This window comes from Curtobacterium flaccumfaciens (genome assembly GCF_013359815.1).
GTDB classification, from domain to species: domain Bacteria; phylum Actinomycetota; class Actinomycetes; order Actinomycetales; family Microbacteriaceae; genus Curtobacterium; species Curtobacterium flaccumfaciens.
On sequence record NZ_JABMCF010000040.1, the window covers coordinates 376,956 to 397,189 of the forward strand.

Sequence of the window (20,234 nt, forward strand, 5' to 3'; positions counted from 1 at the left end):
GGAGGCCCGGATCACCCCACACGGACCGGCTGCCCCGTGCGGGGCGGTCGCCTCGGTAGACTGACGGGATGCCGACGCTCCGCGAACTCCAGGCCGTGATCGAGGACCTGTGGCCCGCCGCCGGTGCCGAGTCGTGGGACGCCGTCGGGCTCGTCGCGGGCGACCCGGACGCCACCGTCGAGCACGTGCACCTCGCCGTCGACGCGGTCCCCGCCACCGCCCGTGAAGCCGTCGAACTCGGTGCCGGGCTCCTGCTCACGCACCACCCGCTGCTGCTCCGTGGGGTGACGACGATCGCGGAGTCGACCTACAAGGGCAGCGTCCTCGCGACCCTCGTGCGCGGCGACAGTGCCCTGCTCGCGGCGCACACCAACGCCGACGTCGTGACGACCGGCACCTCGGCGGTCCTCGCCGACCGCCTCGGGCTCACCGAGCAGCGACCGCTCGACGCCGGAGCCGACCCCGACACGGGCATCGGGCGCGTCGGCGTGCTGCCCGAGGGGACGACCCTCGGCGCCCTCGCCCGCAAGCTCGTCGACCTGCTGCCGCCGACGGCCACCGGCGTCCGCGTCTCCGGCGACTTCGACCAGCCCGTGCGCACCGTGGCGCTCTGCGCGGGTGCCGGCGACTCGTTGCTCGGCCACCCCGCCGTACTCGACGCCGACGTCTACATCACGAGCGACCTGCGGCACCACCCGGCCTCTGAGTTCCGCGAACAGGCGCTCCTCGGCGGCGGCCCGGCGCTCATCGACACCTCGCACTGGGCCACCGAGTGGCTCTGGCTCGACGTCGCCGCAGAGCAGTTGCGCACCCGGGCCGGGGTCCGCGTCACCGTGAGCGACCTCCGCACCGACCCGTGGGACTTCGCCGTCCTGCCGGCCGCCGAACCCACCACCCCCACAGAAGGAGACTGACCATGAAGGCAGCACCCGAGGACCAGGTCATCCTCCTCGACGTCCAGCGTCTCGACAACGACGTCACCCGCATCGCGCACCGCATCACGTCGTTGCAGAAGGGCGACCAGCTGACCGAGCTGAGCAAGCAGGCCGCGGCGCTCCGGAGTGAACTCGTCGCCGCCACCGGCGAGGTCGAGGACGCCGAGCGCGACCTCGCCCGCCTGGAGTCCGACACCGCGGTCGCGCAGGCCCGTGTCGAACGCGACACCACGATGCTGCAGAACGTCGCGAACGCGAAGGACGCCGCCGGACTGCAGAGCGAGCTCGACTCGCTGCAGCGGCGCATCGGCGGCCTCGAGACCGCCGAGCTCGAGATCATGGAGAACCTCGACGGCCTCCGCGCCCGGGTCGGTGACATCGAGGCGAAGCTCGCCGACGTCGAGGCCGCCCGCGGTGGTCTGGTCGCCGAGCGTGACGCGGAGATCGCCCGGCTCACGGCTGACCGCGAGTCCGCCGAGCAGGCCCGCGCCGACGTCGCCGCCAAGGTGCCGGCCGAGCTGCTCGCCCTGTACGACCGGCAGCGTGCGCGCTACGGCTTCGGCGCCTCGCTGCTGCAGGGCGGCGTGTCGACGGCCTCGGGCGTGGCGCTCAACAACTCCGACCTGCAGACGATCCGCCGGGCCGCGCCCGACGACGTGGTGCTGTGCCCCGACAGCGACGCGATCCTGGTGCGGACGGCCGAGTCCGGGCTGTAGACGCGAGCGACGTCCGAGGCGGAGGCGCGGTGCCAGCCGGCACCGCGCCTCCTGTCCGTTCGTGGGCTGGTCGCAACGCGTCGGGTGCGTGCCGCCGAGCGGTCACGAACCGTCGGCTGCGGCCGTGCCGGCCGACCGTTGGTGACCGCTCGGCGAACCAGAGCGGGGAGTCGTGACCGCGCGCGCCGCCTGACGGGAAGGCCGTGGCGGCGCCGCACCGCGCCTCCCGTCCGTCGTGGGCTGGTCGCAACGCGTCGGGTGCGTGCCGGCGAGCGGTCACGAACTGTCGGCTGCGGCCGTGCCGGCCGACGGTTGGTGACCGCTCGGCGAACCTGAGCGGGGAGTCGTGACCGCGCGCGCCGACCGCCGCCGACCAACGCGGCACGGAGGAGGGGCGAATGGGCCGGCCGTACGCCGGGTTCTGTCCCGCCGTTTGCACGGCGGTGACGGCCATCTCTCTCGGACCGACGTTGCCGTCGGCCTCCAGCGGTCTACCCGAGGACTCGGCGAGCAGCCTCAACGTCCTCTGTCTGACCTTGCTCCGGGCGAGGTTTACCGAGCGGATCCGGTCACCCGGACCCCTGGTGGTCTCTTACACCACCGTTTCACCCTTACCGACGTCTCCGCCGGCGGTCTGCTTTCTGTGGCACTGTCTCGCGGATTGCTCCGGGTGGGTGTTACCCACCGCCCTGCTCTGTGGAGCCCGGACGTTCCTCGGCGCTCCCGGGGGAGCGACGCGACCGTCTCACCGACCCATTCGCTGGAGCGAGTCTACCCGGCTCCGCGGTGCCCGATGCGAGGGGCGCCCCACGCACACGCGTACATGATGAGAACGGGCGTACCTGATCGGAACTCCCGACCAGGTACGCCCGATTCGACCAGGTACACACGCGACCAAGTACCCCCGACCAGGTACGCGCGACCAGCGCTAGACGCTGCGCGCCGCCAGGGTCGCAGCGCCGATGATGCCGGCGTTGTTGCGGAGCGTCGCGGGGATGATGTCGGCCTGCAGGTCGAGCAGCGGGAGGAACTCCTCGTACTGCTTCGAGACCCCGCCGCCGACGACGAACAGCTCGGGGGAGAGCAGCGCCTCGAGCGTCGAGTAGTACTTCTGCAGACGCTTCGCCCAGTGCTTCCACGACAGGTCGTCGCGCTCCTTTGCGGCGAACGAGGCGCGCGACTCGGCGTCGTGTCCCTCGATCTCCAGGTGCCCGAGCTCCGAGTTGACGATGAGCACGCCGTCGTTGATGAGCGCGGTGCCGATGCCGGTGCCGAGCGTCGTCACGATGACCAGGCCGTCCTTGCCCTTGGCCGCACCGAACTGCTGCTCGGCGAACCCGGCGGCGTCGGCGTCGTTGACGAAGTGGATGGAGCGGCCGAGTTCCTTCTCGAACAGCGCCTCGGCCTCGAAGCCGATCCACTTCTTCGACACGTTCGCGGCGGACATCGTCTTGCCGTCCCGCACGATCGCCGGGAAGCAGACGCCCACGGGGACGTCGTCACCGGGGGCGAGCTCGCCGATGATCTCCTTGACCACCGCCGTGATGTCCTGGGGCTTCCCGCCCTCGGGCGTGGCCTTCTTGATGCGGTCCGTGGTGAGGGCGCCGGACGCGACGTCGACGATCGCGCCCTTGATGCCCGTACCACCGATGTCGACGCCGACTGCGAGGGAGGTCATGAGGTTGTCGTGCCTTTCGGTTGCCTGCCGGAGGTGTCCGGTCAGGAGACGGTGAGGAGCTCCGCGCCGCGTTCGGTGACGACGAGGGTGTGCTCGAACTGCGCGGTCCACGACTTGTCACGGGTCGAGACCGTCCAGTCGTCGGACCAGATGTCGGCCTCGATGCCGCCGAGCGTGAGCATGGGTTCGATGGTGAACACCATGCCGGGTTCGATCACCGTGTCGTACTGCGGTGCGTCGTAGTGGGGGATGATCAGGCCGGAGTGGAACGCCCGACCGACGCCGTGTCCGGTGTAGTCGCGGACGACGCCGTAGCCGAAGCGCTTCGCGTACGCCTCGATGGCGCGACCGATGACGTTGACCTGCCGGCCCGGGGCGACGGCCTTGATGCCGCGACGCAGTGCTTCTTCGGTCCGGGCGACCAGGTCCGACACCTCGGGCGCTGCCTGCCCGACGACGAACGTGCGGTTCGTGTCGCCGTGCATGCCGTCCTTGTAGGCGGTGATGTCGATGTTGACGAGGTCGCCCTCCTGCAGGACGGTGTCGTCGGGGATGCCGTGGCAGATGACCTCGTTGAGGCTCGAGCAGAGCGACTTCGGGTAGCCGCGGTACCCGAGCGTGGAGGGGTAGGCACCGTGCGCGACGACGAACTCGTGCCCGATCCGGTCCAGCTCGTCGGTGGTCACACCGGGGCGGATGGCCTCGCCGACGGCGTCGATGGCCTGCGACGCGATGCGTCCGGCGACGCGGATGCGCTCGACCTCGTCCGGCGTGTAGGTGTCACCGAGACCGTGCTCGTGGGGCTCGACCTTCCCGACGTACTCCGGACGCTCGATGTCCTTCGGGACGGCGCGGTGCGGGGAGATGCGGCCGGCGGTCAGGTGTCCGTGTTCGTCCCGGGGCATGCGGACCACTCTAGCCGCGGCGCGACGCGCCGAACGCAACCGTCCCAGGGCGCAGCCCGAGGCGCCGAGCGCAACCGCCCCGGGGTGCGGCCTGGCGGGGTGGGCGTGACTGCCTGGAGGCCCGGTGCCGGTCCGGCGGACCGGCACCGGGCCTCCAGACGGTTGCGTGGGTACGGTGGGCGACATGAGCGAAGAACGCATCGAGTCCCAGTGGTGGTTCAACGACAAGACCGGCCAGGTCGAGCAGGGCCCGCAGTCCCCGCAGCGTGACCGGATCGGCCCGTTCGCGACGCGCGAGGAGGCGCAGCACGCGCTCGACCGCATCGCCGCGAACAACGAGAAGTGGGATGCCGAGGACCGCTGACCTCTGCGGCCGGCGCCCCGCCGGCACCCCGGTGACGGCGCGTCGCACGGCCCCGCGCACACCGCCGGACCACTAGCCTGGGACGAGGCCCGCCAGCGGCCACCCGATACACGGAAAGGTCGTGCATGGACAAGCAGACGGACTTCGTGCTCCGCACCATCGAGGAGCGCGGCATCAAGTTCATCCGACTCTGGTTCACGGACGTCATCGGGACGCTGAAGTCGGTGGCGATCGCCCCGGCCGAGGTTGAGGGCGCGTTCGCCGAGGGCATCGGGTTCGACGGCTCCGCGATCGAGGGCCTCACCCGTTCCTACGAGGCCGACGTCCTGGCGCACCCGGACCCCTCGACCTTCCAGATCCTGCCGTGGCGCGGCGAGATCGACCCCACCGCGCGGATGTTCTGCGACATCACCACGCCGGACGGGCAGCCCGCCGTGGCGGACCCCCGCAACGTGCTGAAGCGCACGCTGGCGCGGGCGAGCGATCGCGGGTTCACGTTCTACACGCACCCCGAGATCGAGTTCTACCTGCTGAAGAGCCGCGAGTGGAAGGACGGCGGCCCGCAGCCCGTCGACCAGGCCGGCTACTTCGACAACGTCCCCGGCGGCAGCGCGCACGACTTCCGCCGCCGGTCGGTCCGGATGCTCGAGGACCTCGGCATCTCGGTCGAGTTCTCGCACCACGAGGCCGGCCCCGGGCAGAACGAGATCGACCTCCGCTACGCCGACGCACTGACGATGGCGGACAACATCATGACCTTCCGCACCGTGGTGAAGGAAGTGGCGATCGAGCAGGGCGTCTACGCGACGTTCATGCCGAAGCCGATCTCCGGCCAGCCCGGTTCCGGCATGCACACCCACGTCTCGCTGTTCGAGGGCGACCAGAACGCCTTCTACGAGGCCGGTGGCCAGTACCAGCTGTCGCAGACGGCCAAGCACTTCATCGCCGGGGTGCTCAAGCACGCGCCGGAGATCACCGCGGTGACGAACCAGTTCGTCAACTCCTACAAGCGGCTCTGGGGCGGTGACGAGGCCCCGTCCTTCGTGACCTGGGGCCACAACAACCGCTCGGCCCTGGTGCGCGTGCCGCTCTACAAGCCGAACAAGGGCCAGTCCTCGCGGATCGAGTACCGCGGCATCGACTCGGCGGCGAACCCGTACCTGGCGTACTCGCTGCTGCTCGCCGCCGGCCTCAAGGGCATCGAGGAAGAGTACGAGCTCCCCGCCGAGGCCGAGGACAACGTCTGGAGCCTCAGCGACTCGGAGCGACGGGCACTGGGCTACAGTCAGCTGCCCGCGAGCCTCGACCACGCCCTGAGCCTCATGGAGGACTCCGAGCTGGTGGCCGAGACCCTCGGCGAGCAGGTGTTCAACTTCGTGCTGCTCAACAAGCGGCAGGAGTGGAAGCGCTACCGCGACCAGGTCACCCCGTTCGAGCTCGACACCAACCTCGGCGCGCTCTAGAACCGAGCGCCCTGACCCCTCGGGAGCACGTTCCACATGACCGGTCGGACGACGACGTCACGTTCGGAGCTGGCCCGTCTGGGGTTCGCCGAGCTGTCGGAGAGCCTCGAGCGGGCTGCCGACCTGGAGGCCCGGTTCGGCCCCGACGTGCCGCTGCCGGTCGCCGGGTCTGCCGCGCTCTGGGGCGGCACCGCTGATCCGGACGGCGCCCTGCGGATGCTCGAGCGGCTGCTCGAGCGCGCACCGGACGAGCTCCGCTCCGTCCTGACGGACGACGCGGCGACCGAGCGTCTGATCCGCCTGCTCGGCGCCTCGATCGGTCTCGGGGAGTTCCTGCACCGGCGTCCGGCCGAGCTCGCACTGCTGCTCGAACCGGTCGGTGAACCGTGGTCGCAGGAGCGGTACACGGCGTCGCTGACCGAGGCGGTCGACGGCGCCACAGGTGAGGACGCCCGGATGCGCCTGCGCGTGCGCTACCGCCGGCACCTGGCCCAGATCGCGCTGTTCGACGTACTGCACGCCGTGCCGACCGATGCGTTCCCGGCCGTCGCGGCGGGCCTCGCCGACCTGGCGGGCGCCACCCTCGACGCCGCGGTCGACATCGCCCGGCGCGAGGTCCCGTTCCCCGCGGCCGACGTCGCGGCGACCCCGCTCGCGGTGATCGCCATGGGCAAGGCCGGCGCCCGCGAGCTCAACTACGTCAGCGACGTCGACGTCATCTTCGTCACCGAGCCCACCGACGACGTCCCCACCGACCGGGCCGTGCTCGTCTCCACCCGCATCGCGATCGCCGCCATGCACGCGATCACCGACCTCGCCGCTGAACCCGCCCTGTGGGAGGTCGACGCGAACCTCCGGCCCGAGGGCAAGGACGGCGCACTCGTCCGCACCCTCGACTCGCACGTGGCGTACTACGAGCGCTGGGCGAAGGGGTGGGAGTTCCAGGCGCTGCTCAAGGCCCGTCCGATCGCGGGATCCGCAGACCTGGGTGCCCGGTACGCCGAGGCCGTCGCGTCGTTCGTGTGGAACTCCTCCACCCGGCCGGGGTTCGTCGAGTCGGTGCAGCGCATGCGTGAGCGGGTGACCGAGCACATCCCCGACGCCGACGTCGACCGGCAGCTCAAGCTCGGCCCCGGTGGCCTGCGGGACGTCGAGTTCACCGTGCAGCTCCTGCAGCTCGTGCACGGCCGTGACGACCCGTCCGTGCGGGTCCGGTCGACGCTCGAGGCGATGGACGCCCTGACCGACGCCGGGTACGTCGGCCGCGCCGAGGCCGCTCGGTTCGGCCCGGACTACGCGCTGCTCCGGGTGCTCGAGCACCGCATCCAGCTGCGCCGCCTGCAGCGGACGCACCTCATGCCCTCCGACGAAGAGGAGCTGCGGGTGCTCGCCCGGTCGAGCGGCGTCGCAGCGTCTGCCCCGGCGCTCGAGGCCCGCTGGCGCGCCGTGAAGCTCGAGGTCCGCGGGCTGCACGAGCGCCTGTTCTACCGGCCGCTGCTGTCCGCGGTGGCCTCGACCGAGGACGAGATCGTCCTGACCAACGACCAGGTCGTCGACCGGCTCGCCGGTGTCGGCTTCGTCGACCCCGCCGGAGCCGTCGGCCACATCCGCGCCCTCACGCAGGGGACGAGCCGGCGTGCGGCGATCCAGCGGAACCTGCTCCCGGTGCTCCTGCGCTGGATGGCCGAGGGACCGGCGCCGGACCGTGCGCTGCTGGCCTTCCGGCGGTTGAGCGACGGCCTGGGGGAGTCGAGCTGGTTCCTCCGCATGCTGCGCGACTCGTCCGGCGCCGCACACTCGCTCACCACGGTGCTGTCCGAGTCGGCGTTCCTGTCCGGACTGCTCGAGCGGTTCCCCGAGGCGGTCGCCTGGCTCGACGAACCCGAAGCGCTCCTGCGTCCGCGGCCGATCGACTCCCTGCTCGCCGAGATGACCGCGACCACCGCCCGGCACGGCAACGACGTCGACGGCTCCGCGGCGCTGCTCCGGTCGGCCCGACGGCGCGAGACCCTGCGGCTCGGCATGGCCGCCGTGCTCGGCTCCCTCGACGTCGACGGCCTGGGCCCGGCCCTGAGCGACGTCACCGAGGCCACTCTCGCCGGCGCCCTCGCGCTCGCCCGCCGGGACGCCCCCGAGGGCTTCGAGTTCGGGATCATCGCGATGGGCCGGTACGGCGGTCGGGAGCTCGGCTTCGGGTCGGACGCCGACGTGCTGTACGTGTACCGGGCCCCCGGCCTGGCGCCCGAGGTCGCGTCCCGGACCGCCCAGACCATCGTGCGCGAGCTCAACCGCCTGACCGAGGACACCATCCACCCGCTCGACCTCGACATCGACCTGCGCCCCGAGGGCAAGAACGGGCCCGTCGTGCGCACGCTCGAGTCCTACGGCGCCTACTACGCCCGCTGGTCGCTCACGTGGGAGGCGCAGGCGCTCCTCCGTGCCCGCGGAGCCGTCGGTGACGCACAGCTCCTGCGTGACTTCGAGCACCTCGCCGACCGCACGCGGTACCCCGAGCAGATCGACGACCACCAGGTGCGCGAGGTCCGCCGGATCAAGGCCCGCGTCGAGTCGGAGCGGCTGCCCCGCGGCGCCGACCCGGCCCGGCACCTCAAGCTCGGCCGGGGATCGCTCAGCGACGTCGAGTGGTTCGTACAGCTCCTGCAGCTGCAGCACGCGCTCGAGATCCCGTCGCTCCGGACCACGTCGACGCTCGAGGCGCTCGACGCCGCGGTCGACGCCGGACTCGTCGGCGCCGAGGACGGCGAGCGGCTCGGGGCCGCCTGGCGCTTCGCGTCGCGCACCCGCAGTGCCCTCGTGCTGTGGTCGGGGAAGACCACCGACGTGCTGCCCGTCGACCGCGTGCAGCTCGAGGGCGTCGCGCGGCTGATGGAGTACCCGCCGGGCTCCGCGAGCCGCCTCGAGGACGACTACCTCGGCGTCACGCGGCGCGCACGCCAGGTGTTCGAGCGCGAGTTCTACGGCGCCTGACCTGCCGCCGGCGCAGCGCCCGACCTGCCGCCGACCCAGCACCGAGCACCTCGCGACACGCCCGAGCGTCTGCGGACGGACCCGACCTGAGCAGCCGTCGAAGGTTAATTCTCCGTGTCGCACGACGTCCCCCGACGGCACCCTCTTCGTACCCCTGTTCGAAACAGAGCCCGGCTCGTTACCGGCCCGTGACCGAACTCCCACCGGACCGCCAGGGGACCTTTTCCGACGTCCCCCGACACGCCGCGTGACCACCTGCTGACCTGGGCTTTCCGTCGAACCCGACCCGTGCCTCCAGGCCGCACCTGTCGCCCATCGGGGCGACCCGGCGTCGAGGCGTGGTCCGCAGGAGTGCTGTCAGCACCACGGGGGACCACTCCGACCGGCCGAGAGGGGGACCGGTGTGTACCCCGTAACGCGCCCGTAACACCCCCGGACGGGGGCCGCGTTGCGCGCGCGTTCAGGTTCTGCATCAATTGCATCACCCGAACCGGCCCTGATTCCCCGATGAAGCGGAATCTCCACCTCGAACGTTGAAGCAGGGATCAGTGTTCACCTTCATTCTGCAGATCAGGCAGATGGTCGAAGGGCACCCCGAGTTCTACCTGTTCGCCGTGTACTCCGCGGTGATCTGGTTGCTCTGGTTGCTCAAGGTCGTCATCTCCGCCCGCTACCGCCCCTTCACCGGCACCTTCGTCGGTACCACCAGCGTCGTCGTCCCCGTCGTGGACGAACCGCTCGACCTCTTCCGTGACGTCATCGGCCGCATGGTCGAGCAGCAGCCCGGCGAGATCATCGTCGTCATCAACGGTGCCCGCAACGAGGCGCTCGAGGAGGTCTGCGACGAGTTCGCCCCGCTCGTCCGCTGGACCCACACGCCCATCCCGGGCAAGCGCAACGCCGTCAAGGTCGGCACCGAGATGTCCAACGGCGACATCACCGTGCTGGTCGACTCCGACACCGTCTGGACCCCCGGCGCGCTCGAGGAGCTCCTCAAGCCGTTCGCCGACGAGTCCGTCGGTGGCGTTACCACCCGGCAGCGCATCCTCGAACCGGAGCGCAGCTGGATCACCCGCTGGGCCGACTGGCTCGAGAACTCGCGGGCGCTCTACTCGATGCCGGCACAGAGTGTCCTCGGGCAGATCGGCTGCCTGCCCGGGCGCACCATCGCATTCCGCCGGAGCATCCTCATGCGGGTGATGGACCGGTTCATGCACGAGAAGTTCATGGGCGTGTTCCTCGAGGTCTCCGACGACCGGACGCTGACGAACCTCACGCTCAAGGAGGGGTACCGGACCGTCTACCAGTACACGTCGCTGGTCTACACGGACGCCCCGCTGCAGGTGAAGAAGCTGTTCAAGCAGCAGCTCCGCTGGGCCCGCGGCTCGCAGTACAACACGCTGCGGATGCTGCCGTGGATGCTCGGCCACGCCCCGGTCCTCGCGGCGTTCTTCATCACCGACATCATCCTGCCGTTCATGCTCTTCGGCGTGATCGCGGGCTGGATCTACCGTGCCTTCACCGGCCAGGGCGAGAACCTGTACCAGGGCATCCTGTCGCAGTACGGCTTCTCGACCGGGTTCGTCTACGTCGCGGCGCTCATGGTGATCTCGAGCGTGCTGAGCATGGCGATCCGCCAGATGCGGCACCTGTCCGAGAAGCCGAGCGACTTCTTCCGCCTGCCGATGTTCATCATCGTGTCGACGTTCTTCCTGATGCCGATCCGGCTCATCGGCTTCTTCCGCCTGGCGCACGCGTCCGGCTGGGGGACCCGGGCCGGTGCCTACGCCGGTGGTCCGATGCAGGAGGACCCGGCGGACGCCGTCCAGCCGCTGTCCTCCACGGCGCAGATCCCGGTCAGTCCGATCGACGCCGAGCGTGCCCGGTCGGCCGGGTCCGGGCAGGCGGGGCCGGGCGCTGGTTCGCCCGCTCCGCTCGAGACCGTCGACCAGGTGGCCGTGGACCGTGCGTTCGACGAGCTCTTCGGCGCCGACGCGGCGACCAACTCCACCACCACCGTCCTCGCCACCCGCCGCGAGGCCGCAGCAGCGGTCGCGCAGCAGGAGGCCCAGCGAGCAGCCGCGCCGGCCCCCGCCCGAGCCCGCCGGTACAACCCGTACGCAGCGATCCCGTACGTGATCGGCATCGCGATCTTCGCCCTGGAGGCGTTCCTCATTGTCTGACTTCATCCGTTCCTCGAGTGCTTGGTGGGCGCAGTCCAGCAAGCACGCCCGCCGGACGGCCATCGGCACGACGGCCATCGTGCTGGCGCTCGGCCTCATCACCTGGTCGGTGTGGATCTCACCCTCCGGCCCCGTCTCGACCGCCGTGCACCAGGCGCTCGGCGTCGAGGCGCCGAAGGCCAAGAAGGTGTCCGCCGCCGAGCTGCAGACGCAGCTCGACGCCGCCCAGGAGCGCATCTGGTCGCTCGAGGGCAAGCTCGACTCCCGCACGGCCCAGGCCGGGTCGCGTGGCGACCAGATCTCGGAACTCAAGGCGCAGATCGCGTCGCTGCAGTCCCAGCTCGGTGCCGCCAAGGACTCGGGAGGCTCGTCCAACGTCAACGCCGCGGGTTCCGGCAGCGGTGGCTCGGGTTCCGGCGGGTCCGGTGCCGGTTCGGCCGGTGCGTCCGGGTCCGGCTCGGGCTCGGGCTCGTCTGACAACGGCAGCGGCTCCGGTTCCGGCAACGGATCCGGGTCCGGCTCTGGTTCCGGCAACGGTGGCGGCTCGAAGCCGAACCCCGGTCCTTCGACCGACCCGGGTGCCACCCCGGTCGTCACGCCGACCAAGGCCGAGATCCTCGGTCAGCAGTCGCGCTGGTACGGCCTGTACACCGCGCAGTCCCCGTTCAACTGGGCCGAGTACGACGAGGTCTCCCGTCAGGTCGGCACCGCGTCGAACATGACCGGCTTCTTCCAGGGCTTCGACCAGGAGTTCAACGCCCCCGCGGTGCAGCGCTCCTGGGCCAACGGTCGTGTCCCGCTCATGACGTGGGAGACGGTGCCGGCGCAGACCGGCAACGACCAGAAGTACGTCCCCGGGTACACCAACGAGGACATCTCCGGTGGGTCGTTCGACGCCTACCTGACGAAGTACGCCAAGGCTCTGGCGGCCAACGGGCAGCCGATGGTCATCCGTCTCGACCACGAGATGAACGGCTCCTGGTACAACTGGTCCGAGGGTGACGACCAGAAGAACCCGGCCGGCTCCTACGTGAAGATGTGGCAGCACGTGCACGACGTCTTCCAGGCGAACGGCGCGAACAAGTACGTCATCTGGGACTGGTCCCCGAGCCGCATCGACAAGCTCGGCAACCCGAAGTACCAGACGCTCGACTACATGCAGCAGTACTACCCGGGTGCGGACTACGTGGACTGGGTCGGCATGAGCGGCTACTACCGCGACGCCACCGAGCAGCCCACGTTCGGCACGACCTTCGGAGCGACGCTCACGCAGCTCCGCCAGATCGCGCCGGGCAAGGGCATCATGCTCAACGAGATCGGGGCGACCGAGACCGGCACGAGTGTCGCGAACCCGCAGAAGACGCAGTGGATCAACTCGCTCTTCGATGCGCTGGCGGACCCCGCCAACAAGGACATCGTCGGCTTCGCGTACTTCAGCGAGACCGCGACCACCATCATCGACGGCAAGCGCACCACGAACGACTGGCGTCTCAACTCCCGCGCCGATTCCCTCAAGGCCTTCGCCGAGGGCATCAAGCGCAACGACATCGACTACGACCTGCAGGAGGTCACGCAATGAGCGAGTCCAAGAAGTCGACCGCATCGGCCGACACCCGCCCCGCACCCGTCATCAGCGTCATCGGCACCGGCTACCTCGGCGCCACCCACGCGGCCGCCATGGCCGAGATGGGCTTCGAGACCATCGGTGTCGACATCGACCCGTCGAAGCTCGCCGCACTGTCCGCCGGTGAGGTCCCGTTCTTCGAGCCCGGGCTGCCCGAGCTCATCACGAAGCACGTCGCCAGCGGCAAGCTCCGGTTCACCTCCGACATCGCCTCGGCCGTCGCCGCCGCGGACGTCCACTTCGTCTGCGTCGGCACCCCGCAGAAGGCCGGGTCGCACGCCGCGAACCTGGCCTACGTCGAGAGCGCCACCCGTGGCGTCGCCGAGAACCTCACCCACCCGGGCCTCATCGTCGGCAAGTCGACGGTCCCGGTCGGCACCGCATCGCGACTCCGCGGCATCGTCCGCGAGTTCACGCCCGCCGGGATCGACGCCGAGCTCATCTGGAACCCCGAGTTCCTGCGTGAGGGCAAGGCCGTCGAGGACACCCTGCACCCGGACCGTCTGGTCTGGGGTGGAGCCTCCGAGGCCGCCGACGCCGTGATCCGCGAGGTCTACGCCGCACCCATCAGCGAGGGCACCCCGGTCATCACCACCGACCTCGCCACCGCGGAGCTCGTCAAGGTGAGCGCCAACGCGTTCCTCGCCACGAAGATCTCGTTCATCAACGCGATCTCCGAGATGTGCGCCATCACCGGCGCCGACGTCTCCACGCTCGCCGACGCCCTCGGCCACGACGCCCGCATCGGCCGGAAGTTCCTGAACGCCGGCCTCGGCTTCGGCGGCGGCTGCCTGCCGAAGGACATCCGGGCGCTCATGTACCGCGCGAACGAGATCGGCGCGGGCCAGGTCGTCGGCCTCATGCAGCAGGTCGACGAGATCAACATGGGGCAGCGCCAGCGGGTCATCGACATGGCGATCGACTCGGCCGGGGGATCGGTGCTCAACCGTCGCGTGGCCGTCATCGGTGCCGCGTTCAAGCCCCTGACCGACGACGTCCGGGACTCCCCGGCGCTGAACGTCGCCGCCGCGCTGCACCTCCGCGGCGCCCAGGTGACGCTCTGGGACCCCGAGGCGATGGAGCCCGCGAAGCGCTCGTTCCCGACGCTGAGCTACGCCGCCTCGATGACGGACGCGATCGAGGGCGCCGACGTCGTCCTCGTGCTCACCGAGTGGGACGACATCATCACCGCCGACCCGGTCGCCCTCGGCGACCTCGTCGGGCGCCGCGTCGTCATCGACGCGCGCAACTGCCTCCCGGTCCTCGACTGGGTGAAAGCGGGGTGGACCGTCAGTTCCCTGGGACGTCCCACGCCGGTCACGGGTGCACCCGTGAGCGTCGCAGCGGGGACGAACGACGCGTTGGCCACGAGCCGCTAGTCACCGTTCGCGAGACGGGGTCCGTGCCGGGCGGCGCGGGCCCCGTTCCCGTGCGCCCGGGGGCTGGTCTGTTCGGGCGGTTCCGGGCGTCCCTGGTCGAATCGGGCGTACCGGGTCGAATCGGGCGTCCCTGGTCGGGAGTTCTGACCAGGTACGCCCGATTCCGCTTTCCAGTCCGGCTGCTATGGGAAGGAACATGCGCCGCGACCGCCTGGAGGCCCGGCGCCCGCCCGCCGGACCGGCACCGGGCCTCCAGGCGGTCGCGTCCGCACCCCGCGCGCACGGTGGCCGCGTCCTCTCGCGAAAGCGACAGAATCCCGCGGGACCTTCGCGGCGTTCTGTCGCTCTCGCGGGGGCCAGCGCCCTGGCCGTCAGCGCACTTTCGCTTTGGCAGACACACGAAGGGCCCCGCACCTGACGGTGCGGGGCCCTTCGTGTGTCAGCGGGACTCAGACCCCGAAGTACAGCTCGTACTCGAACGGGTGCGGGCGCTGGGCCAGCGGGAGGATCTCGTTCTCACGCTTGTAGTCGATCCAGGTCTGGATGAGGTCCTCGGTGAAGACGTTGCCCTTCGTGAGGAACTCGTGGTCCGCCTCGAGCGCGTCGAGCGCCTCGTCGAGGGAGCCGGGGACCTGGGGGATGCCCTTGGCCTCCTCGGGCGGGAGCTCGTAGAGGTCCTTGTCGACCGGCTCGTGCGGCTCGATGCGGTTCTGGATGCCGTCGAGGCCCGCCATCAGCTGCGCGGCGAAGGCGAGGTACGGGTTGCCGGAGGCGTCGGGCGCGCGGAACTCGATGCGCTTGGCCTTCGGGTTGGTGCCCGTGATCGGGATGCGGATCGCCGCCGAGCGGTTGCCGGCCGAGTAGACCAGGTTGACCGGGGCCTCGAAGCCCTTGACCAGACGGTGGTACGAGTTGATCGACGGGTTGGTGAACGCGAGCAGCGCCGAGGCGTGCTTCAGGATGCCGCCGATGTACCAGCGGGCGAGGTCCGACAGCCCGCCGTAGCCGTTCTCGTCGTAGAAGAGCGGCTTGCCGTCCGACCAGAGCGACTGGTGGGTGTGCATGCCCGAGCCGTTGTCGCCGAAGAGCGGCTTCGGCATGAACGTGGCGACCTTGCCCCACTGGTCGGCGGTGTTCTTGACGATGTACTTGAACTTCAGGATGTCGTCCGCGGCGTGGACCATCGTGTCGAACTTGTAGTTGATCTCCTGCTGGCCGCCGGTGCCCACCTCGTGGTGCGAGCGCTCGAGCTCGAAGCCGGCGTCGATCAGCTTGAGGGTGATGTCGTCGCGCAGGTCGGCGGTCTTGTCGACCGGCGACACGGGGAAGTAGCCGCCCTTGTACGGGGTCTTGTTGGCAAGGTTGCCGCCCTCTTCGTCACGACCGGTGTTCCAGGCGCCCTCTTCGGAGTCGACCGCGTAGAAGGACTCGTTCTGCGTGACCGAGTAGCGGACGTCGTCGAAGATGTAGAACTCGGCCTCGGGGGCGAAGAACGCGGTGTCCGCGATTCCCGTCGACGCGAGGTACTTCTCGGCCTTCTTCGCCACCTGGCGCGGGTCGCGGCCGTAGATCTCGCCGTTCCGCGGGTTGTAGATGTCGAAGATCATGATGAGCGTGCGCTCGGCGCGGAACTGGTCGACGTACGCCGTGGTGACATCGGGGATCAGCTGCATGTCGGACTCGTGGATCGACGCGAAGCCGCGGATGGAGGAGCCGTCGAACAGCTGGCCGACCGAGAAGAAGTCCTCGTCGACGGTGGATGCCGGGATGTTGAAGTGCTGCTGCACACCGGGCAGGTCCGTGAAGCGGATGTCGAGGAACTTGACGTCGGTGTCCTTGATGAAGGCCAGGACCTCGGAGGAATCGCTGAACATGGGGCCGATCTCCAATGGGTTGGGTGATGTCGGAGGCACCGGTCAAGGCACCTCCGACGAGGCTATTGACACGGGGTTTCCCGGACATGACTGGTTTGTTTCGGGCGTGTTACGCCCGGCCGGTCGCCTACGCTTGGGACCATGGCCCGCAGCACCCCCAGTCCGTCCGCGCCCTCCGAGCACCCGGACGGATGGCCGGGCAAGGACCTCGGTCTGCCCGAGTCCGGGCCCCGGAGTGTCGGGCGGATCGGTCGGCGGGTCGTCGCGCTCCTGATCGACGGCGCACTCGCTGACCTGGTGGCCTACGTCACCGGTGTGTGGTCGCCGGTGAACGGTTCGGGCGACATCGCGCACTCCTGGGTGCAGATCGCCATCTTCGCCGTGCTGCAGATCGTGTTCATCTGCCTGCTGTCCGGGTCGTTCGGGCACATCTGCGTCGGACTGCGGGTCGTCCCGATGCGCGGGGGCTACGTGGGGGTGTGGCGGCCGATCCTCCGGACAGTGCTGCTCTGCCTGGTGGTCCCGGCGCTCATCATCGACCGCGACAGCCGTGGTGCGCACGACCGCATCGCGGGGACGGTGCTCGTCCGCCGCTGATCGCGTCGGCCGGATGGCTGGTGCGGCGCGCGGGTCGTGGCTGTCGTCCGCGCCCTCGCACCGTGCGAGGTTGCTCACCGGGTGTGAGCGTGCCCGTCCCGTGCGCCGTCGGAGTCCCGCACCGAGCTGGCAACCTCGCACGGTTCAGCGAAAGTCGCACGGTGCGGGCCTCGCGAACACCCCCGCCCCCGCCGTCACTCCACGCACACACGAGAACGCCCCCGACCTGATCTGGTCGGGGGCGTTCTCGTTCCGAGGGGCTTCGGTCAGCGCGGCCGTCCGGCGCGAGCCCGCATCGGGTCCATGCCCTTCGGGATCGAGGCCGCGGGGCTCTGCGTCAGCGAGTCGAGACGGTTCGCGACCGCCAGGACCTCGTTGCGGTTGAGCGACTTCTTGAGCTTGTTCATGGCACGGGGCAGCTTGTACAGCGTCAGGCTCTCACCGGTGCCGTCACCCACGTGCAGCACGTGCACGGCGACGTTCGGGACGATGCGCTGCACCTTGCGGCGCTCCTCGTCGACCTGGCGGTTGAGGTTGCCACGCTGGCCCTCGGTGATCAGGACGACGCCCGGGCGACCCACGGCGCGGTAGACCGCTGCCTGCGAGCGACCGTGCACCGCGACCGGCATCTCGCTCGAGCGCCACTGGCGACGGAGCGAGTTCGACAGCACGGCACCGACGGCGCCGGGCTGGCCTTCGATCTGCGAGTACGCAGCGCGTTCGGCCAGACGACCGAGCACGATGAGGAAGAGCAGCACACCGAGCAGCACACCGGCGACGATCCACAGGACGATCGCGAGCCAGTTCTGCCCCGGCAGGAGCAGCGCCAGCAGGACACCGAGGACGACCGGGCCGACGAAGGCGAGGGCGAACCACCAGACCGACGACGGGTCGGCCTTTCGGGTCATCTGGAAGACCTGGAACATCTGCTTGAGACGCCCCGGCTCCTTCGCCTTCTTGTCTGTGGAAGAGCTGCGTGCCATGCGAACAGGATACGGCCTCCGTGCGCCGGGGGAGACCGTCGCGTGTCCGGCTGTGCGCGAACACGTCTTGTCCACAGGTGGTGCGGGAAAGCCTGGAGGCCCACCGCGCTACCGCCACGCTGGTCACCATGGAGACGAGCACCGACCACCACCCGGATCGCTGGATCGCGAGCGGCGACGAGCACGACGTGCTCACCTGGGTCGCCGACCGCTCCGCGGCCGCAGGGCGCCACCTCGTCCCGGTGGCCGCGGTCGGCCGGACCCCGACGGGGTATCTCGTGGTCGACCTCGACCGGCCGACCGGCACATCGCTCGTGGCGGCGCTCGACCGGCTCGGCACCCCGACCACCGGCGTCGCGGTGACCCTGACGGTCCCGCTCCTGGAGGTCCTGGTGGCGGCGCACGACGGCGCGGTCCTGCTCGGTGCCGCCGGCATCGACGACGTACTGGTGGACGACTCCGGTGCCGTCGTGCTCTGCGACCGCCCGACGAACGCGACGACCCCGACGACCCCGACGCGCACCGCACACCCCACACCCACCGCGCACTCGACCGACGCGACCCGCACCCTCGTGCTCGCAGCCCGGACGGTGTGGGACCGCGTCGACCCGGCCGATCCCGCTCAGCAACCGGTGCTCGACGCGCTGCAGGACGCCCTCGACGGTGACGGACCGAGCGCACGAACGGCACTCGACGTCGTCCACGGCACCGCCGCGCCCCGGCCGTTCCGCTGGACCCCTGTGCCGAGCGACCTCGTGTTCGCCGAACCGCCGACACCGGACGGGCAGGACGGACTGCTCGAGCGCCTGCGGGACGTGGTCGAGCACGGCGTCCCGCTCGGAGCGCACCGACGGCTCCCGCTCCGCCGCGTGCTCGTGGGGCTCGTCGTCGCCGTCGGGTCGGTGGTCGCCGCCCTGACCCTGCTCGGCGGCGGGTGACGCGAACCCGCCCGTGAACGGGAACGACCCCGGCTCCCACGAGGGGAACCGGGGCCGTCGGCCGTGCTGCTGGGATCAGTACCCGAGGTTCGGAGCGAAGTTGCCCTCTTCGAGACGGTTCTTCACCGCGACGAGGTACCGCGAGGCGTCCGCTCCGTCGATGATCCGGTGGTCGTACGACAGCGCCAGGTAGACGAACGAGCGGATGGCGATGGCCTCCTGGCCGTCGACCTTCACGACCGCCGGACGCTTCGTGACGATGCCGGTGCCGAGGATCGCCGACTGCGGCAGGAACACCACGGGGGTGTCGAACAGCGCGCCACGCGAACCGGTGTTGGTCAGCGTGAACGTGCCACCGGCCAGCTCGTCGGGCTTGAGCTGGTTGTTCCGGGTGCGCTCGGCGAGGTCCGCGATGGACTTCGAGAACTGCGCCAGGTCCAGCGAGGCCGCGTCCTTGATGACCGGGGTCAGCAGGCCGCGCTCGGTGTCCACCGCGATGGAGACGTTCTCGGACTCCGGGTAGACGATCTCGTCGCCCTCGACCGTGGAGTTGATCTTCGGGTGGGCCTTCAGCGCCTCGGACGCCGCGAGGGCGAAGAAGGGCATGAAGGAGAGCTTCGAGCCGGTCTTCTCGAGGAACTCCGCCTTGTGCGCGTCGCGGAACTGCGCCACCTTCGTGACGTCGACCTCGACGACGCTCGTGAGCTGTGCGGTCGAGGTCATCGACTGCACGGCACGCTCGGCGACGACCTTGCGCAGGCGGGTCATCTTCTCGCGGGTCCCGCGCAGCGGCGAGACCTCGGCGACGAACGGGCCGGACGCGGCGGCGGGTGCTGCTGCTGCCGAGGCGGCCGGGGCCTTCGCGGCGGCGGCGAGGACGTCCTCCTTGCGGATGCGCCCCCCGACACCGGAGCCGGTGACCGTGGACAGGTCCACACCCTGCTCGTTGGCGAGCTTGCGCACCAGCGGGGTGACGTAGCCGGAGGCTGCGCCGTCCTGCGTGGGGTTCGGCACCGCTGCGGCGGCCGTGGTGCTCGGCGCGGACGCCGGAGCCGGAGCGGCCTGGGCCGGCACGGCTGCCGGCGGAGCGGCTGCGGGCGGCGGGACCGGAGCGGCGGCCGGGACCGGCGCTGCCGCGGGCGGGGCGGACGGTGCCTGCGGGGCGGCGGGCTGCGTCTGTCCGGCGGGGGCCGGCTCGGGCTCGGTGGGCTCGGGTGCGGGGGCCTCGGCCTCCTGCTCCGTGCTCGGAGCGGCCTCGGGCTCCTCGGCGTCGGCAGCGGCGGCGTTCGCGTCGTCGGCGCCGGAGTCGGACGAGTCCGAACCGCCGTCGGACGAGCCGGAGCCGTCACCGATCTTCACGAGGGCGGTGCCGACCTCGACGGTCTCGTCCTCGGGAACGAGGATCTCCTCGACGACGCCGGCGATCGGCGACGGGATCTCGGTGTCGACCTTGTCGGTCGAGACCTCGAGCAGCGGCTCGTCGACCTCGACCCGGTCACCGACGTTCTTCAGCCATCGGGTCACCGTGCCCTCGGTGACGCTCTCGCCGAGCGCCGGGAGGTTGACGGATTCGCTCATCGGGTGGACTCCTCTTCGCGGGGGATTGC

15 protein-coding genes and 1 other RNA gene are annotated in these 20,234 nt (G+C 70.5%); 10 read left to right on the forward strand and 6 right to left on the reverse strand.

The window, feature by feature from the left end; all coding sequences use genetic code 11:
* Positions 1–68 precede the first annotated feature (68 nt).
* Positions 69–914, forward strand: coding sequence for a Nif3-like dinuclear metal center hexameric protein (locus tag HP445_RS15565; protein ID WP_128779810.1), 846 nt, complete (start codon positions 69–71; stop codon positions 912–914).
* A 2-nt stretch (positions 915–916) separates the two neighbouring features.
* Complete coding sequence (locus tag HP445_RS15570; RefSeq protein WP_027465445.1) at positions 917–1,651, forward strand: zinc ribbon domain-containing protein; 735 nt, start codon at positions 917–919, stop codon at positions 1,649–1,651.
* A 395-nt stretch (positions 1,652–2,046) separates the two neighbouring features.
* On the opposite strand, the gene rnpB is transcribed toward HP445_RS15570, so the two are convergent.
* The 3 genes from rnpB to map form a co-directional block, all read right to left on the reverse strand.
* Positions 2,047–2,407: RNase P RNA component class A (gene rnpB / locus HP445_RS15575), an RNA gene on the reverse strand.
* Between the two features lie 172 nt (positions 2,408–2,579).
* Positions 2,580–3,329, reverse strand: a complete 750-nt coding sequence (gene ppgK / locus HP445_RS15580; RefSeq protein ID WP_027465446.1) for a polyphosphate--glucose phosphotransferase — start codon at positions 3,327–3,329, stop codon at positions 2,580–2,582.
* A gap of 41 nt (positions 3,330–3,370) precedes the next feature.
* On the reverse strand, positions 3,371–4,234 hold the full coding sequence (map, locus tag HP445_RS15585; RefSeq protein WP_128779811.1) for a type I methionyl aminopeptidase: 864 nt from the start codon (positions 4,232–4,234) through the stop codon (positions 3,371–3,373).
* 184 nt (positions 4,235–4,418) lie between these two features.
* Between map and HP445_RS15590 the strand changes: the two genes are divergently transcribed.
* From HP445_RS15590 to HP445_RS15615, 6 genes are all read left to right on the forward strand, one after another.
* The gene (locus HP445_RS15590; RefSeq protein WP_111023013.1) at positions 4,419–4,598 is read left to right on the forward strand and encodes an SPOR domain-containing protein; all 180 of its coding nucleotides are present in this window, start codon (positions 4,419–4,421) and stop codon (positions 4,596–4,598) included.
* A gap of 125 nt (positions 4,599–4,723) precedes the next feature.
* Positions 4,724–6,061 (forward strand): type I glutamate--ammonia ligase, encoded by a 1,338-nt coding sequence (glnA, locus tag HP445_RS15595; protein ID WP_027465449.1) that lies wholly within the window; start codon positions 4,724–4,726, stop codon positions 6,059–6,061.
* A 36-nt stretch (positions 6,062–6,097) separates the two neighbouring features.
* Positions 6,098–9,049, forward strand: coding sequence for a bifunctional [glutamine synthetase] adenylyltransferase/[glutamine synthetase]-adenylyl-L-tyrosine phosphorylase (locus tag HP445_RS15600; protein ID WP_128779812.1), 2,952 nt, complete (start codon positions 6,098–6,100; stop codon positions 9,047–9,049).
* A gap of 548 nt (positions 9,050–9,597) precedes the next feature.
* Complete coding sequence (locus tag HP445_RS15605) at positions 9,598–11,232, forward strand: glycosyltransferase family 2 protein (protein WP_128779813.1); 1,635 nt, start codon at positions 9,598–9,600, stop codon at positions 11,230–11,232.
* Positions 11,225–12,811 (forward strand): glycosyl hydrolase, encoded by a 1,587-nt coding sequence (locus tag HP445_RS15610; RefSeq protein WP_128779814.1) that lies wholly within the window; start codon positions 11,225–11,227, stop codon positions 12,809–12,811. The genes HP445_RS15605 and HP445_RS15610 overlap by 8 nt, the downstream gene beginning before the upstream one ends.
* Positions 12,808–14,235 carry a UDP-glucose dehydrogenase family protein gene (locus tag HP445_RS15615; RefSeq protein WP_128779815.1) on the forward strand — a complete coding sequence of 476 codons (1,428 nt, stop codon included), beginning with the start codon at positions 12,808–12,810 and terminating at the stop codon, positions 14,233–14,235. The genes HP445_RS15610 and HP445_RS15615 overlap by 4 nt, the downstream gene beginning before the upstream one ends.
* A 449-nt stretch (positions 14,236–14,684) precedes the next feature.
* Here HP445_RS15615 and glnA (HP445_RS15620) read toward each other — a convergent pair whose 3' ends face one another.
* Entirely contained in the window at positions 14,685–16,109 is a 1,425-nt protein-coding gene (glnA, locus tag HP445_RS15620) for a type I glutamate--ammonia ligase (RefSeq protein WP_027465453.1), read from the reverse strand.
* A gap of 141 nt (positions 16,110–16,250) precedes the next feature.
* Between glnA (HP445_RS15620) and HP445_RS15625 the strand changes: the two genes are divergently transcribed.
* On the forward strand, positions 16,251–16,706 hold the full coding sequence (locus tag HP445_RS15625; protein WP_071244549.1) for an RDD family protein: 456 nt from the start codon (positions 16,251–16,253) through the stop codon (positions 16,704–16,706).
* A gap of 266 nt (positions 16,707–16,972) precedes the next feature.
* Here HP445_RS15625 and HP445_RS15630 read toward each other — a convergent pair whose 3' ends face one another.
* A complete protein-coding gene (locus tag HP445_RS15630; RefSeq protein ID WP_128779816.1) occupies positions 16,973–17,689 on the reverse strand; it encodes a DUF4191 domain-containing protein in 717 nt (238 codons plus the stop codon).
* A 128-nt stretch (positions 17,690–17,817) separates the two neighbouring features.
* Here HP445_RS15630 and HP445_RS15635 point away from each other — a divergent pair, with 128 nt between their 5' ends.
* Entirely contained in the window at positions 17,818–18,627 is an 810-nt protein-coding gene (locus tag HP445_RS15635; protein ID WP_128779817.1) for a protein kinase family protein, read from the forward strand.
* A 75-nt stretch (positions 18,628–18,702) separates the two neighbouring features.
* On the opposite strand, the gene sucB is transcribed toward HP445_RS15635, so the two are convergent.
* Complete coding sequence (sucB, locus tag HP445_RS15640; protein ID WP_128779818.1) at positions 18,703–20,205, reverse strand: 2-oxoglutarate dehydrogenase, E2 component, dihydrolipoamide succinyltransferase; 1,503 nt, start codon at positions 20,203–20,205, stop codon at positions 18,703–18,705.
* Positions 20,206–20,234: the final 29 nt, after the last annotated feature.